The sequence below is a fragment of the Lichenibacterium dinghuense genome, from assembly GCF_021730615.1.
Lineage (GTDB): Bacteria > Pseudomonadota > Alphaproteobacteria > Rhizobiales > Beijerinckiaceae > Lichenihabitans > Lichenihabitans dinghuensis.
In genome coordinates, this window is record NZ_JAJLMN010000001.1 from 4,868,183 (window position 1) to 4,889,848 (window position 21,666).

Consider the following 21,666-nt stretch of genomic DNA (forward strand, 5'->3'; position numbering starts at 1 on the left):
GGCGCCCGCTGCTGCGTCCTCGCGAAACCGCCGTCGACGACGCTTCGGCCGAAGCTTGTCGGGCATCTCGCGATGCTCGGGGACGAGGACGAATCGAGCCGCCGGGGAGAGTGTCGGCGGTCCGCTGCGCGTCCGTCAATGAGTTTCTACCAAGTGCCCCGGAGAGGGCCGCCAGTGGAGCGGGGCGATGGACTTCGCGGCATCATGCGGCGGCGCAGGGAAGACGCGCGATGAGCCGTGAGGCGCACCCTCAGCCCGGAAGGCCCGGCAGGTCGAGGCCGTGCCGGCGCGCGCAGTCGAGCGCGTCGGCGTAGCCCGCGTCGGCGTGGCGCATCACGCCGCTCGCGGGGTCGTTCCACAGCACGCGGCCGATGCGCGCCGCGGCTTCCGGGGTGCCGTCGGCCACCACCACCATGCCGGCGTGCTGCGAGAAGCCCATGCCGACGCCGCCGCCGTGGTGCAGCGACACCCAGGTGGCGCCGGACGCGCAGTTGAGCAGCGCGTTGAGGAGCGGCCAGTCCGACACGGCGTCCGAGCCGTCGCGCAGCCCCTCCGTCTCGCGGTTGGGGGAGGCGACGCTCCCCGAGTCGAGGTGGTCGCGGCCGATCACCACCGGTGCCCCCAGCTCGCCGCTCGCCACCATGGCGTTGAAGGCGAGGCCGAGCCGGTGCCGGTCGCCGAGGCCGACCCAGCAGATGCGCGCCGGCAGGCCCTGGAAGCGGATGCGCTTGCCCGCCATGTCGAGCCAGTGGTGGAGGTGCGCGTCGCCCGGCATCAGCTCCTTCACCTTCGCGTCGGTGCGGAAGATGTCCTCGGGGTCGCCCGACAGCGCGCACCAACGGAAGGGACCGACGCCGCGGCAGAACAGCGGGCGGAGGTAGGCGGGCACGAAGCCCGGGAACGCGAAGGCGTCCGCGACGCCCTCCTCCAGCGCCATCTGGCGGATGTTGTTGCCGTAGTCGACGGTGGGCACGCCGGCGCGGTGGAAGTCCAGCATGGCGCGCACGTGGCCCGCCATGGAGCGCTTGGCCGCCGCGGCGACGCCGGCGGGGTCGGCGGCGCGCCGGTCCTCCCATTCGGCGAGCGTCCAGCCCTGCGGCAGGTAGCCGTTGACGGGGTCGTGCGCCGAGGTCTGGTCGGTGACGGCGTCGGGCCGCACACCGCGGCGGAAGATCTCGGCGAAGACGTCGGCGGCGTTGCCGAGCAGCGCCACCGACACCGGGCGCCCGTCCGCCTTGGCGCGCTCCAGCATGAGGAGCGCCTCGTCGAGGTCGCGCGCCGCGACGTCGACGTAGCCGGTGCGCAGGCGGAACTCGATCGCGCTCGGCCGGCACTCCACCGCGAGGCAGGAGGCCCCCGCCAGGGTGGCGGCGAGCGGCTGGGCGCCGCCCATGCCACCCAGGCCCGCGGTGAGGATCCAGCGGCCCGCGAGCGAGCCGCCGTAGTGGCGCCGCCCCATCTCGACGAAGGTCTCGTAGGTGCCCTGAACGATGCCCTGGCTGCCGATGTAGATCCAGGAGCCGGCCGTCATCTGGCCGTACATCATGAGGCCGCGCCGGTCGAGCTCGTTGAAGTGCTCCCAGGTGGCCCATCGCGGCACGAGGTTCGAGTTGGCGATGAGCACGCGCGGCGCGTCCGCGTGAGTGCGGAACACGCCGACCGGCTTGCCGGACTGCACCAGCAGCGTCTCGTCGCCGTCGAGCCGCTTCAGGGCCGCGACGATGCGGTCGAAGCTGTCCCAGTCGCGCGCCGCGCGGCCGATGCCGCCGTAGACCACGAGCTCGCCGGGGCGCTCGGCCACCTCGGCGTCGAGGTTGTTCATCAGCATCCGCATCGGCGCCTCCGTCAGCCAGGAGCGGGCGGTGATGTGCGGGCCGCGGGGCGCGCGGATGCGCCTTAGGTTGTCGAGGCGGGTCACGGCGCGGGCTCCACGCTGGGCAGGAGGTTGGAGCCCGCGGCCTCGGCCAGCGCGCCCGACGACACGAGCGCGCCCGCCTCCGCCATGTCGGGGGCGAAGTGTCGGTCGTCGGCGAGGGCGGGGACGCGGGCGCGGAGGAGGGCGCGGGCGCGCTCCAGGGGGGCGCTGGAGCGGAGCGGGGCGTGGAAGTCGCAGCCCTGTGCGGCGGCCAGCAACTCGATGCCGACCACGTCCGCGGCGTTGCGGGCCATGCCGAGCAGGCGCCGCGCGCCGTGCGTCGCCATGGACACGTGGTCCTCCTGGTTGGCCGAGGTCGGGATGGAGTCGACGCTGGCCGGATGGGCGCGCTGCTTGTTCTCCGACACCAGCGCGGCCGCCGTCACCTGCGGGATCATGAAGCCGGAGTTCAGCCCCGGCCGCGGCGTGAGGAAGGCCGGCAGGCCGGACAGCGCCGGGTCGACCAGCATGGCGACCCGCCGCTCCGCGACCGAGCCGATCTCGCAGATCGCGAGCGCGATCGCGTCGGCCGCGAAGGCGACCGGCTCGGCATGGAAGTTGCCGCCGGAGATTACCTCGCCCGTGTCGACGAAGACGAGCGGGTTGTCGGACACGCCGTTGGCCTCGGTCTCCAGCGTGGCGGCCGCGCCGCGCAGCACGTCCAGGCAGGCGCCCATCACCTGCGGCTGGCAGCGCAGGCAATAGGGGTCCTGCACGCGGGGGTCGTCGACGAGGTGCGAGTCCCGGATGGCCGAGCCGGCCATCAGGCCGCGAAGCGCCGCCGCCACCTCGGTCTGGCCCCGGTGGCGGCGCAGGGCGTGGATGCGCGGGTCGAACGGGCCGTCGGAGCCGCGGGCCGCGTCGGTCGCCAGCGCGCCGGTGACGAGCGCCGCCCGGAACGCCCGCTCGGCCTCGAACAGCCCCGCCAGCGCCAGCGCGGTCGACACCTGCGTGCCGTTGAGCAGCGCCAGCCCCTCCTTGGGGCCGAGCGAGGCGGGGGCGAGATCGGCCGCCGCCAGGGCGGCGCCGGCCTCGACGGCGCGGCCGTCGATCAGAAAGGCGCCGACGCCCATCAGCGCCGCCGTCATGTGGGCCAGGGGCGCGAGGTCGCCCGAGGCGCCGACCGAGCCCTTCGACGGGATCACCGGCACGAGGCCGCGCCCGAGGCAGGCGTCGAGCAGCGCCAGCGTGTCCCACCGCAGGCCCGAGGCGCCCTGGCCGAGGCTCGCCACCTTCAGCGCCATGACGAGCCGCACCACGGGCGCGGGCAGGGGCGCGCCGACGCCCGCCGCGTGGGACAGCACGATGTTGCGCTGGAGCGCGGCGAGGTCGCCCGCCGCGATCCGCACCGTCGACAGCTTCCCGAAGCCGGTGTTGATGCCGTAGACGGGCTCGCCCTCGGCCACGATGGCGTCCACCACGGCGGCCGAGCGCTCGACGGCGGGGCGGCAGGCGGGGTCGAGCGCGGCGGCGCGGCCGAAATACACGTCGCGCCACGCCGCGAGCGGCACGGCGCCCGGCGCGAGGAGCAGGGGCGGGCTCATGACGGCACCCCGCGCCGGACCCGGCGGTGGAGCGGGTTGAAGCCCATGCGGCACAGGAGCTCGGCCGGGTGCTCGACATCCCAGATCGCGAGGTCGGCCCACTTTCCGGCCACGAGCGTGCCGCGGTCGCCGAGGAGACCCAGCGCCCGGGCGGCCTCGCGCGTGATGCCGGCCAGGCTTTCCGCGACGGTCAGCCGGAACAGCGTCGCCGCCATGTTGGCGGCCATCAGCAGCGAGGTGAGCGGCGAGGTGCCGGGGTTGTAGTCTGTCGCCACCGCCATGCGGGTGCCGTGGCGGCGAAAGGCGCCGACGGGCGGGCGGCGCTCCTCGCGCAGGAAATAGCAGGCGCCGGGCAGCAGCACCGCCACTGTGCCGGCCTCCGCCAGCGCGGCGGCGCCCGCCTCCGAGCAGTGTTCGAGGTGGTCGGCCGACAGGGCGCGGTGGCGCGCCGCGAGCGCCGCGCCGCCGAGGTCGGAAAGCTGGTCGGCGTGCAGCTTCACCGGCAGGCCGAGCCGCCGCGCCGCGTCGAACACTCGGCCGATCTCGGCGGGCGAGAAGGCGATGCCCTCGCAGAACCCGTCCACCGCGTCGACGAGCCCCTCGGCGTGGAGCGCCGGCAGCATCTCCCCGGCGACGCGGTCGACGTAGGCGCCCCGGTCGCCGCGCGCCTCCGGGGGCAGGGCGTGGGCGCCGAGGAAGCTCGTGACCACCGCGACGTCCCGCTCGGCGCCGAGCCGGCGCGCGGCGCGGAGCATGCGCGCCTCGGTAGGAAGGTCGAGCCCGTAGCCGGACTTCACCTCGACCGTCGTGACGCCCTCGGCGATCAGCCGGTCGAGCCGCGCGAGGGCCCCCTGCAACAGACTGTCGTCGGAGGCGGCCCGCGTCGCCCGGACCGAGGACACGATGCCGCCGCCCGCGCGGGCGATGTCCTCGTAGGCGGCGCCGGCGAGGCGCATCTCGAACTCGTTCGAGCGCTCGCCGCCGTGGACCAGGTGGGTGTGGCAGTCGATCAGGCCGGGGGTGACGAGGCGGCCGCCACAGTCCACCGGCTCGGCGCCGGAGGCGGCGTCGGCCGGCAGGTCCGCGGCCGGCCCGGCGAAGGCGATGCGCCCGCCCCGGACCAGCACGGCGCCGTCGTCGACGAGGCCGAGGCCGCCCGCGGGGTCGGCCAGGGTGGCGAGGCGGGCGCGGCGGAAGAGGGTGGCGGCCATGGCACCTCGACGCTCCCCGCCGCGGGCCGGCGGCGGGCTCACCCGTCATCAAGCGGCGTGGACAAGCCCGCCGTCAAGTCGGACGCTGCGGGGCGCGCGACGGGCGCGATTCCGGCGAGGACCGACATGGCCGCGATCCACTTCGACCTCCTGCTGACCCCCGCGGGCTGGCGGCGCGACGTCAGCGTGGCGGTCGAGGGCGGGCGCGTCGCGGCGCTGGAGCCCGGCCGCGTGCCGGGCGCGGAGACGCACCGCATCGGCGTGCCGGGCCTGCCAAATATCCATTCCCACGCGTTCCAGCGCGGCATGGCGGGCCTGGCCGAGACCCGCGGTCCCGGCGCGGACAGCTTCTGGAGCTGGCGGGACACCATGTACCGCTTCGCCCTGGCGATGACGCCCGAGGACGCCGAGGCCGTGGCGGCGCAGGGCTACGCCGAGATGCTGGAATCGGGCTTCACCCGCGTCGGCGAGTTCCACTACCTGCACCACGACCGGGACGGGCGGCCCTACGCCGACCCCGCCGAGATGGCGCAAAGGATCGCCGCGGCGGCGGCCGAGACCGGGATCGGGCTCACGCTGCTGCCCGTGTTCTACGCCCGCGCGGGTTTCGACGGCGCGCCGGCCGGCCCCGAACAGCGGCGCTTCGCCTCGACGCTCGACGGCTACGCGCGGCTGCTGGAGGCGAGCGGGCGCGCGCTCCGCGGCCTCGACGGCGCGAACCTCGGCGTCGCCCCCCACAGCCTGCGCGCGGCTTCGCCGGACGAACTCCGCGCCGTGGCGGGGCTGGCGGAGGGCCGCCCGGTGCACATCCACGTCGCCGAGCAGGAGCAGGAGGTGGCTGACTGCGTCGCGCAGCGCGGTGCGCGGCCGGTCGAATGGCTGCTCGACCACGCCCCGGTCGACGGGCGCTGGTGCCTCGTCCACGCGACGCACATGACCGACGCCGAGTCCGGCGCGATGGCGCGGTCGGGCGCCGTGGCGGGGCTCTGCCCGGTGACGGAGGCCGACCTCGGCGACGGCACCTTCGACGCCACGCACTTCCTCGCGGCGGGCGGGCGCTTCGGCGTCGGCACCGACTCCAACGTGGCGATCGACCCGGCGGGCGAGCTGCGCCAGCTCGAATATTCGCAGCGGCTGGCGCGCCGGGCCCGCAACGTCCTGGCGCCGCCGGGCGGTTCGACCGGAGCCGCCCTGTTCGACGCCGCGCTGGCGGGCGGGGGCGCGGCGCTGGGGCAGGGCGCCTCCGGCGTCGCGGTCGGCGCGCCGGCCGATCTCGTCTCGCTCGACGCGGACCACCCGGCGCTCGCCGGCCACGGGCCCGGCACGGTGCTCGACGCCTGGATCTTCGGCGCCGGCCGGGCGCTCGTCGATTGCGTGTGGGTGCGCGGAGAAAAACGCGTCGAGGGCGGGCGGCACGTCGCGCGGGCGGCGGTGCGGCGGCGCTACGCCGCCGCGATGGCGCGCCTAGCCGGCGGCGCGGCGTAGGGTCTCGACCTCCGGGATCGCGTCTTCCCGATGGTCGGGGTGCAGCGCCGCGTCGTGCGGCACGAGCAGGAAGCGCCGTGCCACGTCGCCGTAGCCGTCGTAGACGAGGCCGCGGTTCGCTTCCACCAGCCGGGCGCGCTCGGCCCGGTACAGGCGCGGCAGCGCGTACCAGGGCACGAGCGGGCGCTCGTGGTGGGCCGCGTGGAGGTTGTTGTAGAGGAACAGGAAGCCCAGCACGGGCGCGTTCTCCACGATCGCGGTGCGCTCGCCGACGCCCTCTGCGGCGCGGTGCTCGGCGAAGGAGCGGAGCAGCAGCAGCGACGTCGACGGATACACGACGGCGAGGAGGTAGAAGGCGGGGCTCAGGCCGCAGAAGCCGAACACCCAGGCGGCGACGCCCCCCGCGGCCGCGGCGTGGCCGAGCCAGATGCGCCGCGCGCCGCGCGCCCCCGCCGCCACCGCCCGCGCCTCGCCCGCGAGGTAGCGCGCCACGATCCAGGCGGGGCCGAGGGCGAGGCGCCCGAGCAGCGTCGTCTGGAAGCGCACGATGCCCCGTCCGGCGGGCCCGAGCCGCGCCCAGGCCTCGGCCGACCAGTACCAGGATTCGGGGTCGTCGAACGGGTCCGTCAGCGACTCGTCGCGGTGGTGGACGAGATGGGTCCGCCGGTAGGACTCGAAGGGCAGCCACAGCGACAGCGGCACGGCCGCCAGCGCGCGGTTGAGCCGGCGCCAGCGCGTCGGGTGGCCATGGATGAACTCGTGCTGCATCGAGGCCTGCAGGGTCAGGAGCGCGGCGAGGCCGAGCGCGACGAGCGGCGCCGGCAGGCTCGCATGCCACCACGTCAGCGCGCCGAACCCGCCGTAGACGCCGGCGCAGAGCGCGACCGACGGCCATTCGACGCCGCGGGCGCGCTGCGGATGGGGAAGGCGGGCCTGAGGCTCCATTGAGGCTGTCCGTCGAGGAAGTCGGGAGGACTCCCAGGCTAGGCGGCCCGCCGCGGCGCACAACGCTGGACTTGTCTACAAAGTCGGTAGATGTTTTCCGCGATCACCATCCGTTGACCATCCCATCGCATGCGGCCTCCCGTCACCAACTCAGCCTCCCAAGCGCGGGACGACACCGTCGAGCTTTTCCGGCGCCGCCTGGACGTCGCCATGGCGCGGGCGGCGGCGAGCCCGGCCGCCTTCGCGCGACTGGCCGGCCTCGACCGCTCGACCCTGTCTCAGCTGATGACGGACGCGAACCCGCGCCTGCCCCGCGCCGAGACGCTGGTGGCGATCGCCCGGGCCGCGCACGTGTCGGTCGACTGGCTCCTGGGCCTCAGCCAGCGCGAGGAGGTCGGCGCGGAGATCATCGAGGCCATGCTGCAGATCGCCCCCTCGGACCACCTGCCGGCGGACGACCGCTTCATGGCGTGGTTGAACGAGGCCGAGGGCTACCGCATCCGCACGGTGCCGCTGGCGCTGCCCGACTTCCTGAAGACCGAGGCGGCGCTCCGCCTCGAATATGCGGCGGCCTTCCGCGACGCCGCGCCGGCGCGGCTCGACGCCGTGCGGGCGCGGCTCGACTTCATGCGCCGGCCCGACCAGGACGTGGAGGTCTGCGTCGCGCTGCAGTCGCTGTGGGCGCTCGCGGCCGGGCAGGACACGTGGCACGGCATGGAGGCCGGGGCGCGGCGCGACCAGCTGCTCCACATGGCGGCGATCTACGAGGGCGCCTACCCGAGCCTGCGGCTCTACCTCTACGACGGGCGCGAGGTCTACGCCTCGCCCTTCACGGTGTTCGGCTCGAAGCGCGCGGTGCTGTTCCTGGGCCAGTCCTACCTGGTGCTGAACGGCTCCGACCACATCCGCATGTTCGCCCGCCGGTTCGACGATCTCATCCGCCGCGCGGCCGTGCAGCCGCACGCGGTCGGGGAGGTCATCGCCAGGCTGGCCGACGAGGTGCGGTGAGCGTCCGGGATCTCAGGCCGGCTCGCCCCGCAGGTCGAAGGTCTGCGCGGCGACCTCGCCCAGCGCTCCCCGCAGGGCGCCGACGAGGTCCGGCCCGCGCAGCAGGGCCGTGATCCGGTCGACGTCCGGGCCCGTCTCGCGGTCCTCGTCGAGGCGCGGCACCGCGGCGCGGATCGCCCCGTGCAGCACCCGCGCCACGGGGGCGAGGTGCGGCGGCGCGCGGAGGTCGACCGCCTGCGCGGCCACCAGGGCCTCGATCGCCACCAGCATCCGCAGCGCCTCCACCTGCTCGGCGAGCTTGCGCACCGTGAGCGGCGTCTGCGGCGCGTGGTCCTCGACGCCGTCCGACACGGGGAGCGCGTCGAGGCTCGCCGGCGCCGCGCGCAGCCGCACCTCGGCGTGGAGCGCGGCGGCCGTCTTGCCGAGCGAGTTGAAGCCCGTCGAGGCGCCCCCGACCGGCGACAGGTAGCGCGGCAGCCCGCTCAGGCGCGGGTCGAGCAGCTTGGCGGCGCGCCAGGCGGTGCCGGTGGCGAGGTGCGCGCCCGCGATCGCCAGCGCGTCGAAGGCGAGCGCGATACCCGGCGTGTGGAAGTTGGCCGTCGACAGGATCAGCCCGTCGTCGGCCAGCACCAGCGGGTTGTCGGCCGCCGCGTTGACCTCCGTCTCGACGCTCTCGGCCGCCGCCGCGAAGGCGGCGAGCGCGGCGCCGACCACCGGGGCGAGCGTGCGGAAGCTCAGCGCGTCCTGGATCGAGCGCGCCGCGCCGGGGAGGTGCAGCGCGCTGCCGTCGAGCAGCGCGCGGAACAGGGCGGCGGCGCCCTCCTGCCCGCGCGCGGGCCGCGCGGCGGCGAGGCGGGCGTCGAAGATCCGCGGGTTGGCGGCGTAGCCCTCGCAGGACAGGGCCGCGACGGCCGCCGACAGGAGCGCGAGATCGGCCCAGTCGCGCAGCACCGCGACGGCGTGGCCGCAGCACACGGCGCTGGAGTTGAGGATCGCGAGCCCGTCCTTCGGGCCGAGGCGGGCCGGCGCGAGCCCGGCGGCCGCGAGGGCCTCGGCGGCCGGGCGGCGGCTGCCGCCGACGAAGACCTCGCCGCGCCCGATCGCGGCGAGGCCGATATGCGCGCAGAGCCCGAGGTCGGCGGCGCCGATCGAGCCGCGGCCGGGGATGACGGGCGTGATGCCGGCGTCGAACATCGCGACGAGGAGGTCGAGCACCGCGGGGCTGAGGCCGGAGCCGCCGCGCGCGAGGCCGACGATCCGGCACAGCAGCATGAGCCGGGCGACCGGCTCGGGGAAGGGCTCGCCGACCCCGATCGAGCGGCCCCGCACCATCTGGACCTGGAAGGCCTCGACCTCCTGCGGCGTCAGCCGGTAGCCGAGGTTGCCGCCGAGCCCGGTGTTGAGGCCGTAGACTGGTTCGTCGCCCGCGGCGTAGCGCTCCACCACGGCGCGGGCCGCGGCGACCCGAGACCGGGCGGCCTCGGACAGCACCAAGCGTACGCCCGGCCGCGCGGCGGCCTCGATCGCGCCGAGGCCGAGGGGCGCGTCGCCCAGAACATGCACCGTCACCCCGACCCCTCCGCTGTGCGCCCGCGGTGGTACGCTACAACCTCGGCCGCGTCGGCGCAGCCCCGACCCGGAGGCGGCGGCCGCCACCACGGCCGACGGAGACGCTGTCGTTTTCCCGTCGGGTCGCGGGGCACGAGCAGCGGCGCGCATCCGCGCTCGCCGCGGTCACATGGTTCGACCGCCGGCGTCAGAGCGTCCGCGCGTCCCAGTCCGGCGCGAAGGGCGGCCGGACGAAGCGCTGGTCCTTGGGCAGCGCCGCGATGGCGGCGCGGTCCTCGTCGTCGAGGCGCACCTCCAACGCCGCGAGGTTGGCGCGCTGGCTTTCCGCGCGCTGCGCTTTCGGGATGGCGATCACCCCGTCCTGGTCCAGCAGCCAGGCGATCGCGGCCTGCGCGGCGCTGACGCCGTGCTTGTCGCCGATCTGCTTCAGCGTCGCGTCCTCGGCGGCGCGGCCCTGCGCCAGCGGCGCGTAGGCGGTGAGCGGGATGCCGCGCCCGCGCAGGTAGGCCAGCATCGCCGACTGGTCGAGGAAGGGGTGGTACTCGACCTGGAGCGCGGCGATCGGCGCCCCGACGTCCTCGATCGCCCGGCGCATCGTCGGCATGTTGAAGTTGCACACGCCGATCGCCCGCGTCCGGCCCCGCTCGCGCAGCTCCGTCAGGGTCTCCAGGACGACCCCCATGTCCATGTCCTTCGACGGCCAGTGCACCATGTAGAGGTCGACGTGATCGAGCGCGAGCTTGGCGAGGCTGGCGTCGAAGGCGCGCAGGATCGCGTCGCGGCTGCCGAGCCCGTCGTGCCACACCTTGGTGGTCACGAAGACGTCCTCGCGCGGGAGCGCCGCGGCGGCGATCGCGGCCCCGACCGCGGCCTCGTTCTCGTACATCGCGGCCGTGTCGATGTGGCGGTAGCCGAGCGCGAGCGCGCTCTCGACCACCGGCTGGCAGTCGCCGCCCGGCATCCGGAAGGTCCCGAAGCCGAGGCGCGGGATGCTGACGCCCTGCATGGTGATGGTCTGCATGCCGCTGTGTCCTCGATGGTGTCAGGCCGCGGATCGTCGGCCTCGCGGGGGGAAGATGCGGTGCCGGCGGGCTTGCATCCAGCGCCGAAATGTCCGCACACTCCGGACTCTCAGTCAGGACCAGCCATGCCCTACGACGGCCGCCTCCTGTCCGGCGTGACGGTGTTGATGGCCGTCGTCGAGGCCGGCTCCATGTCCCGGGCCGCCGAGGCGCTCGGCCTGTCGTCGTCCGGCGTCGGCCGGGCGGTGGCGCGGCTCGAAGCGCGGGTCGGCGTGCGGCTGCTGGAGCGCACCACGCGGACGCTGACCCTGACCGACGAGGGCCGGCGCTTCCACGACGAGGTCGGCCCCCACCTCGACGGCATCGCGCAGGCCGCCCAGACCGCGGCGGGCTCGGCCGGCGCGGTGCGGGGCCGGCTCCGCGTCAACGTCGACCCGTTCTTCTCGCGCGTGGTCCTCGCGGGCCAGGTCGCGACCTTCCTGTCCCGCCATCCCGAGGTGCGGGTCGAGCTCGTCATGCGCGACGCCGTCGGCGACCTCGTCGCGGACGGCTTCGACCTCGCGCTGCGGTTCGGCGATCCGCCGGTCGGCTCCCTCGTCGCCCGCAAGCTCGTCGAGACGCGCGTGCTCACCGTCGCGGCGCCGGGCTACCTGGCAACGAGGGGCGTGCCGCGCCGCCCGGACGAGGTCGGCGAACACGACTGCATCGGCTTCTACGACGCCGCCAACGCCCGCGCCTTCGACTGGGAGTTCCGCCGCGGCGCGGAGGTGGTCGCCGTCGAGGTGCGGCCGCGGCTCGTGGTGTCCGACGTCGGTGCCATGCTCGGGGCCTGCGAGGCGGGCGCGGGCATCGCCCAGATCCTGCGCCTTGGCACGCGCGGGTCGATCGACGCGGGGCGGCTCACGCCCGTCCTCACCGACTGGTCGGACGAGCTCTTCCCCCTCTACGCCCTGTTCCCGTCCCGCCACCACCGGGCCGCCAAGGTGCGGGCCTTCGTGGACTTCTGCGTCGAGGTGCTGAACGAGCGCGGGGAAGCGTGACCGGGCGGACGCCCGCTCACCCCGGCTCCGAATATCCTGCCGCGACCGCGTCCCGATCCCACGCCGTCAAGACGTCGTAGGCGGCGGGGTCGACGGGCGCGAAGCCCGAAAGCAGCAGCCGCTCGCGGAGGCCTGCCGCCTCCGTGTCCGTCGCGACGGCCAGGAACGCCTCGCGCAGCCGCGCGACCGCGGCGGCCGGCACCCCCGGCGAGGCCACCAGCATCGGGATCGGGGCGAAGTCCGTCGAGGCGACGACGCGCAGCCGGTGCGACGGGTCGGCCGGGTCGCGCCGCATCAGGTCGAGGCTGTAGCCGTCGATCGGGCCGGCGTCGATCCGCCCGTCGAGCAGCGCCTCGACCACGCCGCGCGGCGTCAGCAGCGGGCCGACGCTGCCCGCGTAGAGGCGCGGACGCAACGCCGTGCGATGGGGCAGCAGGTGGTGGCGCAGGGCGTTGTAGCCGGAGTGCGATTCCTCGATCGCGTAGCCGATCCGCCCGCCGAACGTGTCCGCGAGCGTGCGGAACGGGCCGTCCGCCCGCACCGCGATGTCGGTGCAGTAGCGCGGCAGGCCGCCGTAGCGCGCGGGCGAGGGCACGGGCGCGACGAGGGCGATCGGCCGGGGCTCGGCGCGGGTCCAGGGCCGGCCGCACATGAAGGCCGCACCGAGGTCGGGCCTCGCCCACAGCGCCGCCATCGGGGCCGGCGGGGGATGCGCCAGGAGGTCGAGCGCGACGCCGCTGCGCGCCGCGACGCGGGCGAAAAGCGCGGCCCAGGCTGCGGCCGCGTCGGGCGTCGCCGCATACATGCGGGCGTTGGCGGCGAGGGGTCCCGAGCCGAGGGGGCCGGTCGGCACCGCGTCAGCCCTTCGGCCCGTGCTTGTCGATCTTGGCGAGCAGGTCGGAGAAGTCGACCGGCTTCGAGCAATAATCGGTGCAGCCCGCCGCGATCGCCTTGTCCCGGTCGCCCGACATGGCGTGGGCGGTCAGCGCGATGATCGGCACCTTGGCGGTGGCCGGGTCGGCGCGGATCAGCCCGGCGGCCGACCAGCCGTCGAGCACGGGCAGGTTCATGTCGAGCAGGATGACGTCGGGCGCCTCGCTCTTCGCCTTGTCGACGCCCTCCTGCCCGTCGGTGGCGACCGCCACCTCGTGGCCGCGGCGCTTCAGCCGCCGGGACAGGAAATCCCAGATCTCCTCGTGGTCCTCGACAAGCAGGATCTTCATCTCGCATCCCTCTTCACGGCCGGGCTCCGGCCGCCGCCGCGGCCCGCCTGCGCGGCTGCCTTCTCGGCGGCGCCCTCGCCTTCGAGCCGGCGGTCGCCCGTCACCACGCCCAGCGCCTGCTTGAGCGCGGCCCTGGCGAGGAGTCCGATCCGATCTTTGGGCATGGCGGGGTCCCCGGCGCGCGGCTCCGGCCGCACCGTCCATATGGCATCCCCCGCGCGATCCGCACCTCCGGACGATCATGGCGGGTGATGCGACGGCACTAATCCGGATGGTGCGGGACCATCAGGGGACGCGCGGCGCGGCGACGACGCCGCGCTCGCGCCCCCACACGATCAGCGCGGCGCGGCTGCGCACGCCGGTCTTGCGGAACAGCGCCGCCACGTGGTTGCGCACGGTGTTGCGCGACACGCCGAGCTCCGCCGCGATGGCATCGTCCCCCTCGCCGCGGCACACGAGGCCGAGCACCTCCCGGGCGCGGGGCGGCAAGCCGCCGAGCTCCACCGCGCCCGCCGCCTCCGGGGCCCGCGCGCGGGCGAGCTTCTCCAGCACGGCGTCGGTCAGCCAGGACGTGTCGCGGAACACGGCCTCGATGGCGGCCGCCACCTCGACGTGGGTGCGCTTGCGCTCCGACACGTTCTGCGCCGTCACCAGCATGCAGCGCTGGCCGTGGATCTCCACGGCCTCGGCCGCGACGAGGCAGTCCACCGCGCCGCCGTCGGCCGTGCGGAGCCGGAGGTCGAGGTCGCGCACGCGGCCGCCCTCGCGCAGCAGCCGCTCGATCGTGGCGCCCGCCTTGGGGTCGGACCAGAGCTGCAGGTCGACGGCGTCGCGCCCCAGCACCTCGGCCTGGCCGAAGCCCGTCTCGCGCGCGAAGGCGTCGTTGACCAGCAGGACGCGGTGGTTGTCGCGCGTGGCCACCAGGGTCGGCACGGGAGACAGGCGGAACGCCGTCTCGAAGCGCTCCTCGCTCTGGCGCAGCGCCGCCTCGGCGTGGCGGCGCCCGTCGAGGTCGGCGAAGGTGAACAGCATGCAGCCCACGCCGTCGACCTCGATGGGCTGGCCCGCCACGATCACGTATTTCTCGCCGCCGCCGGGGAGCTGCAGCACGGCCTCCATCTGCGGCACGGTGCGGCCTTCCCGCAGCCGCTCGATCGCGAGTTCGCGCCGGCTCGCCCCTTCCAGCACGTCGACCTCGTAGATCGAGCGCCCCACCACGTCTTCGTCGCGGTAGCCCGTCATCTCCAGGAAGCCGCGGTTGACGCGCAGGTGCCGCAGGTCGTCGAGCCGCAGGATCAGGGCCGGGGCCGGGTTGGCCGCGAAGGCCTTCTCGAAGCGCTCCTCAGCGCAGTAGCGCTCCGTCTCGTCGTGGAGCAGCAGCACGAGGCAGTTCGGCACGCCGTCGTCGCCGTTGAGCACGAGGCTGCGGATGCGGTGGACCCAGCGCACGTCGTTGGAGCCGGCCGGGGCCACCTCCACCACCACCTCGTCGAAGGCCTCGCCGGCCATCACCCGCTCCAGCGGGTACTGGCCGTCGGGCAGCTTGTGGCGGTTGCGGTAGCGCAGCTCGAAGCGCCGGCGGTAGTCGACCACGTCGGAGCCGAGCCCGGCGACGTCGTCGACGCCGTGCATGGCCAGCGCCGGCGCGTTGGCCCACGCGATCGACTGGTCCGTGCCGACCAGGATCACTCCGTCCGACATCCCGCCGACGATCTGGCGCAGGTGGCGCTCGTCCACCGTGCGCCGGGGCGGCGCCGTGCCGCCGTGGGCGGTGGACCTCATCGGGCCGAGTAGACGAAGTAGGGGTTCAGGGACGAGCCGAAGCTCTTGTCGAGCTTGAAGCGGCAGGGCGTCGTCAGCTGGAACGCATTGGAATCGTAGCAGTAGGTGTTGACGGAGCAGTAGAACATCTTGCCCGTCCGCTTGTCGACCTTGACGGCCGACAGCGGGCCGAAGGTGCCGCTCGACTTCGACTTCACCTGCTCGGGGGCTTCGAGGGCGGGCACGTCGGCGAGGAGGCGAGCCATGCAGTTGGCGTCCGCCCGCGCGGTGCCGGACCCCGCGACGAGCATCGCCGAACCGCACAGGGGGGCCAGGACGGCGAGGCGGGCGGCTCGGCGGCGGACCATGGGGATGTTCTCCTCGGCGCGTGGATTCAGGGCGGCACGCGCGCCCGCATCAGGTTTGCGCGGGCGACAGCGCGGCGTCCAGCGGGATCGCGACCGCCGCGGCCGGAACCGGGACGGGCTCGAGCACGCTGGGCCCGGGCAGCTCCGCGGGAAGGCGCAGGGTGAAGCACGACCCCCGGCCGGGGGTGCTCTCGACCGCGACGTCGCCGCCGAGCAGGTGCGCGAAGGCGCGGGTGAGGGCGAGGCCGAGCCCCGTGCCGCCGAAGCGGCGCGTGGTGGACTCGTCCGCCTGGGCGAAGCGCCGGAACAGGCGCGCCATCTGCTCCTCGCTCATGCCGATGCCGGTGTCGGACACGCTGAAGGCGAGCGCGTCCGTGCCCTCGCGAGCGACGCGGAGCGCGACCGTCCCGTCCTCGGTGAACTTCGCCGCGTTGCCGAGCAGGTTGAGCAGGCACTGGCGCAGCTTCACGGCGTCGGTCCGCATCGTGCCGATGCCGGGTGCGACCTCCAGGGTGAGCCGGTTGCGCTTGGCCGCCACCAGCGCGCCCACGGCTTCCGCCGCCTCCGCGGCGAGGCGGGCGACGTCGACCTCCTCGGCGAAGACGTCCATGCGGTTGGCCTCGATCTTGGACAGGTCGAGCACGTCGTTGATGAGGCCGAGCAGGTGGCGGGCGTTGGATTCGATGCGGCCGAGGTCGGGCAACATGTCGCGCCGGTCCCCCTCCGCCAGCTCCTCCTGCAGCATCTCGCTGTAGCCGATCACGGCGGACAGCGGCGTGCGGAGCTCGTGGCTCATGTTGGCCAGAAAGGCGCTCTTGGCGCGGTTGGCCGCCTCGGCGGCGTCCTTGGCGGCCTCCGCCTCGGCCTGCGCGGCCCGCGCCGCGGCGGCCGCGGCCTCGTTCTGGCGCATGAGCTCGCGCAGCGCGTCGCACACCAGCACCATGCCGGCGCCGATGACGAGATATTGCGCGACCGCCAGGGCTTGGTCGAGCGACAGCTCGCCGACCGGAGGGGTGCTCCAGAAGAAGTAGGTGGCGCAACCCGCCGAGATCGCCAGGCCGAGGAGGCCCGGGCCGCGCCCGAACGCCACCCCGAAGATGAAGATCACCGGCATGTAGAGCAGGAACGGCGCCGTGTTGAGCGGCACGAACAGCCGCAGCAGGCTGATGAGCCCCACGACCACGCCGGTGAGACCGTAGCGCGACCACACCGTCGTCTCGCGGCGGGACAGGAAGTCGAGAAACGCGTGCAAGGTCCGCAGCCACCCAGGTCGAGGTCGCCCGACGATAGGTCGCTCCGAACGATGAAGGAAGCGCGACCGTTTCGACCGGGTGTGGCCCCGCTGCCTGCCGCTCGTCGAACCGAGTGACGAACCCACGAGTTGTATCGGGGCGTGTATGGATCCCCGCGGCCCGGTGCCGCCCCGCGCGCGGCGGTCCGGGCTTGCAAGGCTCCGGACCGTCTGATACAAAAAACCAAGTCATAATTATTTGCGTCAGCCGACTCGGCGGAACGCGACACGGGGAGGGACGCGGATGTCGTTGTCCAACGACGTGATGCTTGAGATGCAGCGGCGCATGCTGCGCATCCGCCTGTTCGACGAGCGGGCATCCAAGATGCTGAAGCGGGGCCAGATCCCCGGCACGATCCACACGAGCATCGGCCAGGAGGCCCAGGTGGTCGGCGCCTGCATGGCGCTCGACAAGCACGACAACATGACCGGCAACCACCGCAGCCACGGCCACCCGATCGGCAAGGGCTCGGCGCTGGGCCCGCTGATGGCAGAGCTGGTCGGCAAGGGCACCGGCGTGTGCAAGGGCAAGGGCGGCTCGCTCCACCTCGCCGACTTCGCGGTGGGCAGCCTCGGCGAGTCCGGCATCACCGGCTCCTCCATCCCGATCGCGGTCGGCGCGGCGCTGTCCGCCCAGGTGCTCGGCGACGGCCGCGTGGGGCTGTGCTTCTTCGGCGACGGCGCCGCCAACCAGGGCGTGCTCTACGAGTCCATGAACCTGGCCTCGGCCTACAAGCTGCCCGTCATCTTCCTCTGCGAGAACAACCACTACGCCCTGTCGACCCCCGCTCACACGGTGACGGGCGGACGCATCTGGGAGCGCGCCGCGGGCTTCGGCATGCCGGGGGTCTGCGTCGAGGACGGGCAGGACGTGCTGGCGGTCTACGAGGCCGTGAAGGCCGCCGTGGACCGCGCGCGGGCCGGCGAGGGGCCGACCCTGGTCGAGGTGATGACCTACCGCTTCCGCGAGCACGCCGAGGGGCTGCGCCTCAACGTCGACTACCGCAACGCCGACGAGCGCGAGCGCTGGACGAGCCGCGACCCCATCGCGCTGTTCCGTGCCGTGCTGATCGACCGCGGCGTCGCCGACGCGGCCGCCATGGACGCCATGGAGGCCGACATCGCCCGCGAGGTCGACGACTGCGTGAAGTTCTCCGACGCGAGCCCCTATCCGGACGCCAAGGTCGCCTTCGAGCACCTCTACACGGATGCCTACGAGACGGAGGCGCTGCAGTGACCGTGATGACCTACATCGCCGCGATCGGCGCGGCGCAGCGCGAGGCCATGGTGGCCGACAAGCGCGTAATCGTGATCGGCGAGGACGTCGAGGCCAACGTCTACGGCACGACCGGCGGCTCGAAGTCCCGCGCCGAGAAGGGCGACTTCGTGCAGGAGTTCGGCCGCAACCGCGTGCGCAACACGCCGATCTCCGAGGAGGCTATCGTGGGCGCCTCGATCGGCGCCGCCATGACGGGGCTGCGCCCCATCGTCGACCTGTCCTACTCGTCGTTCCTGTACATGGCGATGGACCAGCTCGTGAACCAGGCGGCCAAGAACCGCTACATGTTCGGCGGCCAGGGCTCGATCCCGATCGTGTTCCGCTCGGCCATGTTCTACGGGCTGAACACCGGCGCGCACCATTCGGACCGCCCCTATCCGATGTTCATGAATGTGCCGGGCCTCAAGGTCCTGGTGCCCGCCTCCGCCGCCGACGCCAAGGGGCTGCTGCGCCAGGCCGTCGACAGCGACGACCCCGTGCTGATCTTCGAATCCGTGCCGCTGTGGGGCTCGAAGGAAGAGGTCGACGAGAGCGAGTACCGCATCCCCTTCGGGGTCGCGCGCGTGCGCCGCGAGGGCACGGACGTCACCATCGTGGGCATCTCCGGCTCGGTGCCGCAGGCCGTCAAGGCGGCCGAGGCGCTGGCCGAGCAGGGCATCTCGGCCGAGGTGATCGACCCGCGCACGCTGGTGCCGCTCGACACCAGGACCATCCTCGAATCCGTCCGCAAGACGGGGCGCCTCGTCATCGCCGAACCGGCGCACCGCACCTGCGGGGCCGCGGCCGAGATCTCGGCCATCGTGGCCGAGCAGGCCTTCGACGCCCTGCGCGCGCCGATCCGGCGCGTCACCGCGCCGGACATGCAGATCCCCTTCAGCCCCGCGCTCGAGGCGGGGTTCTACCCGACCGCCGACAAGATCGTGGCGGTGACCCGCACCATCTGCGGCAACAACGCCCCCACCGATCTGTGATCACCCCTTTCAACGGAGTCCGACCATGAAAGTCGAAGTGTTGCTGCCTCAGTGGGGCATGGGCATGAGCGAGGGCACCGTCACGGCCTGGAAGATCAAGGTCGGCGACAAGGTCAACGAGGGCGACGTGCTCGCCGAGATCGAGACCGAGAAGGTGACCCAGGAGCTGGAGTCGCCGGCCAGCGGCACGATCAGGGAGATCCTGGTCGAGGAAAGCCAGGAGGCCAAGGTCCGCACGGCGCTCGCGATCATCGAATCCGACGACTGACCCCGGCCCGGCCGCACGGGCCGGAGGGGGCGAACCCGCGCGGCGCGCGAGCGAGGGCCGCCCTCGCGCCGCGGGACGATCGAGACGGCCGGCGAACGGCCGCAGGCGGCACCCCGGCCGGGGTGCCGGCCCGACCGAACGGAGGGGGAGGGACGCGGATGCCAGCGACGACGGAAGGGCGCACGGGAGATCTCGGCGGGTCGACGCCGCCCGCGCCCAACGAGATCTTCGACGTGATCGTGGTCGGGGCCGGCATCAACGGCACCGGCACGGCGCGCGACGCGGCGGCCCGCGGCCTGCGCGTCGCCCTGGTGGAGCGCGAGGACGTCGGCTCCGGCACCTCCAACTATTCGGGCCGGCTGGTGCACGGGGGGCTGCGCTACCTGGAGCAGGGCGACGTGCGCCTCGTGCGCGAGTCCCTGCGCGAGCGCGAGCGCCTGTTCCGGCTGGCGCCCCACCTCGTCAAGCCCGTGCCGCTCATGATGCCTTTCTACCGGCACAACAAGCGCTCGAAATGGGCCATCCGCGCCGCCATGCTGGCCTATGACGCGCTGTCCTTCGACAAGTCGACGAACTCGCACTTCGTGCTGTCGCGCGAGGAGACGATCAAGCGCAGCCCCGGCATCAACCAGGACGGCCTCGAAGGCTCGGCCATCTTCATGGACGGGCAGGTCGTGTGGTCGGAGCGGCTCTGCGTCGAGGTCGCGCTCGCGGCCCGCGCCGACGGCGTGAAGATCTACACCCACGCGGAGGTCGACGGGCTGATCAGCGACGGCCAGACCGTGAAGGGCATCCGCTACACGGACCGCATCACCGGCGAGCGGCACGCGCTCGGGGCCCGCGTGGTCGTCAACGCGGCGGGGCCATGGGTCGACGCCGTGCTGGCCAGCGACGAGCGCATCACCCAGCGCTTCATCGGCGGCACCAAGGGCAGCCACCTCATCGTCCGGCCCTTCCCGGGCGCGCCGACCGACGTCGTCTACTACGAGTCCCACAAGGACGGCCGCCTCGTGCTGGTCATCCCCTGGGGCGACCAGATCATGATCGGCACGACCGATTCCCGCTACGACGGCGACCCGTCCGAGGCGCGGGCGGACCGGAGCGAGGTCGAATACCTGTTCGGCGAGGTGAACCGGCTGGTGCCCGGAGCCAAGCTCACGGAGGACGACATCCTCTACACCTACGCCGGCGTGCGCCCGCTGCCCTTCGTGCCCGACAAGTCCGAGTGGAACGTGTCGCGCTCCCACGTCATCAAGGACCACGCGCCCGAGCACCGCGGCCTCCTGTCCCTGATCGGCGGCAAGCTGACCACCTACCGCTCGCTCGCCGAGGAGGCGACCGACGAGGTGTTTAAGCAGCTCGGCGCCAAGCCGCCGCGCTGCCTGACGACCGGCATGCCCTTCCCGGGCGCCCGCGTGCAGAACTGGGCGAGGTTCACGGACGACCTCGTCGCCACGAGCGGCGTCGCCCGCCCCGTGGTCGAGCGGCTGGTGGGCATCTACGGCTCCCGCGCCGGCGACGTGCTCGCGGTGGGGCGCGACGATCCCTCGCTGCTGGAGCCGCTCGGCCCCGACAGCACCTGCATCGGCGCCGAGGTGGTCTTCACCTGGGACAACGAGTTCTGCCGCACGCTGCACGACGTGCTGCTCCGGCGCACCATGATCGTCCACACCGCCGACAACGGCGCGGGCGTGGTCGACCGCGCGGCCGACATCCTGGCTAGGCACCTCGGCTGGGGCGCGAACCGCCGCGACAGCGAGGTGGCGGACTACAAGCGCTACATCGAGCGCTTCGCCAAGCCCGAGCCGGCCCCGGCCGCGCACGCCGCCTGACAGACCCGCCGGGCGCGCCCGGCGACCACCACAGCGAGAACACGAGGGAAGGAAGAACCGATGAAGCTGCTCGATCCCCACGCCACCATCGAGGCCGCGCGCCAGGGCGGATACGCGGTCGGCGCCTACAACATGCACAACGAGGAGACCTGCGAGGCGCTGCTGATGGCCGCCGAGGAGGCCGATTCGCCGGTGATCCTGCAGGTCGGCCGCGCCATCATCCCGCACTGGGGCGTCGCGCGCTCCTTCGAGATGACGAAGCGCCTCGCCGAGAAGTCCGGCGCCGAGGTGATCTTCCACCTCGACCACGGCAGCTGGGACGAGGTCCACGAGGCCATCAAGCTCGGCTTCAACTCCATCATGTACGACGGCGCCCACCTGCCGCTCGACGAGAACATCGCCTCGACCAAGCGCATCGTCGAGATCTGCCACTCCTTCGGCATCCCGGTCGAGGCCGAGCTCGGCAAGATCCCGGACGCCGACGAGAAGGTCGACTGGTCCGACTACTACACGGACGTCGAGGAGGCCCGCCGCTTCGTGAAGGAGACCGGCGTCGACACGCTGGCGATCTCGGTGGGCATCGTCCACGGCGTCGTGCCGGGCCGGCCGCAGGAGCCGATCAGCATCGAGCGCACCCGCGAGATCAAGGAAGCGGTCGGCATCCCGCTGGTGCTGCACGGCGCCTCCGGCCTGTCGAACGAGGAGGTACAGGGCGCCAAGGCGGCCGGCGTGTGCAAGTTCAACGCCGACACGGACCTGCGCCACGCCTTCCGCCGCGGCTTCGAATCCGTCTGGGCGCAGGGCGACCGCCAGCTCGAGGACGCGATGCGGGAAGGCCGCAAGCAGATGATCCCGGCCACGATCGAGAAGATGCGCCAGTACGGCTGCGCGGGCCGGGCCGGCGGGGTCACCCGCCGCGCCGCGGCCTGACGGG

At 73.7% G+C, this 21,666-nt stretch carries 20 protein-coding genes; 8 read left to right on the plus strand and 12 right to left on the minus strand.

Annotated elements, in window-relative coordinates:
• Positions 1 to 250 precede the first annotated feature (250 nt).
• Genes hutU through hutI form a run of 3 tightly spaced genes read right to left on the minus strand, consistent with a single transcriptional unit; the run spans position 251 to position 4,670 of the window.
• A complete protein-coding gene (hutU, locus tag L7N97_RS23365) occupies positions 251 to 1,918 on the minus strand; it encodes a urocanate hydratase (protein ID WP_237480651.1) in 1,668 nt (555 codons plus the stop codon).
• A complete protein-coding gene (gene hutH / locus L7N97_RS23370) occupies positions 1,915 to 3,459 on the minus strand; it encodes a histidine ammonia-lyase (RefSeq protein ID WP_237480652.1) in 1,545 nt (514 codons plus the stop codon). The genes hutU and hutH overlap by 4 nt, the downstream gene beginning before the upstream one ends.
• A complete protein-coding gene (gene hutI, locus L7N97_RS23375; protein WP_237480653.1) occupies positions 3,456 to 4,670 on the minus strand; it encodes an imidazolonepropionase in 1,215 nt (404 codons plus the stop codon). Before hutI ends, hutH begins: the two co-directional genes overlap by 4 nt.
• 126 nt (positions 4,671 to 4,796) lie before the next feature.
• Between hutI and L7N97_RS23380 the strand changes: the two genes are divergently transcribed.
• A complete protein-coding gene (locus L7N97_RS23380; protein ID WP_237480654.1) occupies positions 4,797 to 6,155 on the plus strand; it encodes a formimidoylglutamate deiminase in 1,359 nt (452 codons plus the stop codon).
• Here the strand turns inward: L7N97_RS23380 and L7N97_RS23385 are convergent.
• Positions 6,135 to 7,100 carry a fatty acid desaturase gene (locus tag L7N97_RS23385; RefSeq protein ID WP_237480655.1) on the minus strand — a complete coding sequence of 322 codons (966 nt, stop codon included), beginning with the start codon at positions 7,098 to 7,100 and terminating at the stop codon, positions 6,135 to 6,137. The two genes, L7N97_RS23380 and L7N97_RS23385, sit on opposite strands and share 21 nt — an antisense overlap.
• Positions 7,101 to 7,229: 129 nt before the next feature.
• Here L7N97_RS23385 and L7N97_RS23390 point away from each other — a divergent pair, with 129 nt between their 5' ends.
• Positions 7,230 to 8,108, plus strand: a complete 879-nt coding sequence (locus L7N97_RS23390) for a helix-turn-helix domain-containing protein (protein ID WP_237480656.1) — start codon at positions 7,230 to 7,232, stop codon at positions 8,106 to 8,108.
• 12 nt (positions 8,109 to 8,120) lie between these two features.
• Here L7N97_RS23390 and L7N97_RS23395 read toward each other — a convergent pair whose 3' ends face one another.
• On the minus strand, positions 8,121 to 9,677 hold the full coding sequence (locus L7N97_RS23395; RefSeq protein WP_237480657.1) for an HAL/PAL/TAL family ammonia-lyase: 1,557 nt from the start codon (positions 9,675 to 9,677) through the stop codon (positions 8,121 to 8,123).
• A gap of 187 nt (positions 9,678 to 9,864) precedes the next feature.
• Positions 9,865 to 10,698, minus strand: coding sequence for an aldo/keto reductase (locus L7N97_RS23400; protein ID WP_237480658.1), 834 nt, complete (start codon positions 10,696 to 10,698; stop codon positions 9,865 to 9,867).
• Positions 10,699 to 10,824: 126 nt separating this feature from the next.
• Between L7N97_RS23400 and L7N97_RS23405 the strand changes: the two genes are divergently transcribed.
• Complete coding sequence (locus L7N97_RS23405; protein ID WP_237480659.1) at positions 10,825 to 11,739, plus strand: LysR family transcriptional regulator; 915 nt, start codon at positions 10,825 to 10,827, stop codon at positions 11,737 to 11,739.
• A 16-nt stretch (positions 11,740 to 11,755) separates the two neighbouring features.
• Here L7N97_RS23405 and L7N97_RS23410 read toward each other — a convergent pair whose 3' ends face one another.
• The 6 genes from L7N97_RS23410 to L7N97_RS30605 all read right to left on the minus strand — a co-directional run bounded on the left by L7N97_RS23410 (position 11,756) and on the right by L7N97_RS30605 (position 16,343).
• Positions 11,756 to 12,592, minus strand: coding sequence for a phosphate/phosphite/phosphonate ABC transporter substrate-binding protein (locus L7N97_RS23410; RefSeq protein ID WP_237480660.1), 837 nt, complete (start codon positions 12,590 to 12,592; stop codon positions 11,756 to 11,758).
• Positions 12,593 to 12,596: 4 nt separating this feature from the next.
• Positions 12,597 to 12,962 (minus strand): response regulator, encoded by a 366-nt coding sequence (locus L7N97_RS23415; protein ID WP_237480661.1) that lies wholly within the window; start codon positions 12,960 to 12,962, stop codon positions 12,597 to 12,599.
• Entirely contained in the window at positions 12,959 to 13,126 is a 168-nt protein-coding gene (locus L7N97_RS23420) for a CsbD family protein (RefSeq protein WP_237480662.1), read from the minus strand. The genes L7N97_RS23415 and L7N97_RS23420 overlap by 4 nt, the downstream gene beginning before the upstream one ends.
• A 121-nt stretch (positions 13,127 to 13,247) precedes the next feature.
• Complete coding sequence (locus L7N97_RS23425) at positions 13,248 to 14,744, minus strand: helix-turn-helix transcriptional regulator (RefSeq protein WP_237480663.1); 1,497 nt, start codon at positions 14,742 to 14,744, stop codon at positions 13,248 to 13,250.
• On the minus strand, positions 14,741 to 15,091 hold the full coding sequence (locus tag L7N97_RS23430) for a hypothetical protein (protein WP_237480664.1): 351 nt from the start codon (positions 15,089 to 15,091) through the stop codon (positions 14,741 to 14,743). The genes L7N97_RS23425 and L7N97_RS23430 overlap by 4 nt, the downstream gene beginning before the upstream one ends.
• Before the next feature lie 49 nt (positions 15,092 to 15,140).
• Positions 15,141 to 16,343 (minus strand): sensor histidine kinase, encoded by a 1,203-nt coding sequence (locus tag L7N97_RS30605; RefSeq protein ID WP_428981023.1) that lies wholly within the window; start codon positions 16,341 to 16,343, stop codon positions 15,141 to 15,143.
• 283 nt (positions 16,344 to 16,626) lie between these two features.
• On the opposite strand from L7N97_RS30605, the gene L7N97_RS23445 reads away from it, so the two are divergent.
• The 5 genes from L7N97_RS23445 to L7N97_RS23465 all read left to right on the plus strand — a co-directional run bounded on the left by L7N97_RS23445 (position 16,627) and on the right by L7N97_RS23465 (position 21,662).
• The gene (locus tag L7N97_RS23445) at positions 16,627 to 17,619 is read left to right on the plus strand and encodes a thiamine pyrophosphate-dependent dehydrogenase E1 component subunit alpha (RefSeq protein WP_237480665.1); all 993 of its coding nucleotides are present in this window, start codon (positions 16,627 to 16,629) and stop codon (positions 17,617 to 17,619) included.
• A 5-nt stretch (positions 17,620 to 17,624) separates the two neighbouring features.
• Positions 17,625 to 18,632, plus strand: coding sequence for an alpha-ketoacid dehydrogenase subunit beta (locus L7N97_RS23450; RefSeq protein ID WP_237482372.1), 1,008 nt, complete (start codon positions 17,625 to 17,627; stop codon positions 18,630 to 18,632).
• A 25-nt stretch (positions 18,633 to 18,657) separates the two neighbouring features.
• Positions 18,658 to 18,900, plus strand: a complete 243-nt coding sequence (locus tag L7N97_RS23455) for a biotin/lipoyl-containing protein (RefSeq protein ID WP_237480666.1) — start codon at positions 18,658 to 18,660, stop codon at positions 18,898 to 18,900.
• 158 nt (positions 18,901 to 19,058) lie between these two features.
• A complete protein-coding gene (locus L7N97_RS23460) occupies positions 19,059 to 20,732 on the plus strand; it encodes a glycerol-3-phosphate dehydrogenase/oxidase (RefSeq protein ID WP_237480667.1) in 1,674 nt (557 codons plus the stop codon).
• Positions 20,733 to 20,792: 60 nt separating this feature from the next.
• Positions 20,793 to 21,662 (plus strand): class II fructose-bisphosphate aldolase, encoded by an 870-nt coding sequence (locus tag L7N97_RS23465; protein ID WP_237480668.1) that lies wholly within the window; start codon positions 20,793 to 20,795, stop codon positions 21,660 to 21,662.
• The last annotated feature ends 4 nt before the right edge of the window (positions 21,663 to 21,666 follow it).

What these genes read in the sequence shown, in the direction of transcription:
- hutH (WP_237480652.1), bottom strand. Translation starts at nt 3,459, where the DNA reads ATGAGCCCGCCCCTGCTCCTCGCGCCGGGCGCCGTGCCGCTCGCGGCG.
- hutI (WP_237480653.1), bottom strand. Translation starts at nt 4,670, where the DNA reads ATGGCCGCCACCCTCTTCCGCCGCGCCCGCCTCGCCACCCTGGCCGAC.
- L7N97_RS23380 (WP_237480654.1), top strand. Translation starts at nt 4,797, where the DNA reads ATGGCCGCGATCCACTTCGACCTCCTGCTGACCCCCGCGGGCTGGCGG.
- L7N97_RS23385 (WP_237480655.1), bottom strand. Translation starts at nt 7,100, where the DNA reads ATGGAGCCTCAGGCCCGCCTTCCCCATCCGCAGCGCGCCCGCGGCGTC.
- L7N97_RS23390 (WP_237480656.1), top strand. Translation starts at nt 7,230, where the DNA reads ATGCGGCCTCCCGTCACCAACTCAGCCTCCCAAGCGCGGGACGACACC.
- L7N97_RS23400 (WP_237480658.1), bottom strand. Translation starts at nt 10,698, where the DNA reads ATGCAGACCATCACCATGCAGGGCGTCAGCATCCCGCGCCTCGGCTTC.
- L7N97_RS23405 (WP_237480659.1), top strand. Translation starts at nt 10,825, where the DNA reads ATGCCCTACGACGGCCGCCTCCTGTCCGGCGTGACGGTGTTGATGGCC.
- L7N97_RS23415 (WP_237480661.1), bottom strand. Translation starts at nt 12,962, where the DNA reads ATGAAGATCCTGCTTGTCGAGGACCACGAGGAGATCTGGGATTTCCTG.
- L7N97_RS23420 (WP_237480662.1), bottom strand. Translation starts at nt 13,126, where the DNA reads ATGCCCAAAGATCGGATCGGACTCCTCGCCAGGGCCGCGCTCAAGCAG.
- L7N97_RS23425 (WP_237480663.1), bottom strand. Translation starts at nt 14,744, where the DNA reads ATGAGGTCCACCGCCCACGGCGGCACGGCGCCGCCCCGGCGCACGGTG.
- L7N97_RS23430 (WP_237480664.1), bottom strand. Translation starts at nt 15,091, where the DNA reads ATGGTCCGCCGCCGAGCCGCCCGCCTCGCCGTCCTGGCCCCCCTGTGC.
- L7N97_RS23445 (WP_237480665.1), top strand. Translation starts at nt 16,627, where the DNA reads ATGTCGTTGTCCAACGACGTGATGCTTGAGATGCAGCGGCGCATGCTG.
- L7N97_RS23450 (WP_237482372.1), top strand. Translation starts at nt 17,625, where the DNA reads ATGACCTACATCGCCGCGATCGGCGCGGCGCAGCGCGAGGCCATGGTG.
- L7N97_RS23455 (WP_237480666.1), top strand. Translation starts at nt 18,658, where the DNA reads ATGAAAGTCGAAGTGTTGCTGCCTCAGTGGGGCATGGGCATGAGCGAG.
- L7N97_RS23460 (WP_237480667.1), top strand. Translation starts at nt 19,059, where the DNA reads ATGCCAGCGACGACGGAAGGGCGCACGGGAGATCTCGGCGGGTCGACG.
- L7N97_RS23465 (WP_237480668.1), top strand. Translation starts at nt 20,793, where the DNA reads ATGAAGCTGCTCGATCCCCACGCCACCATCGAGGCCGCGCGCCAGGGC.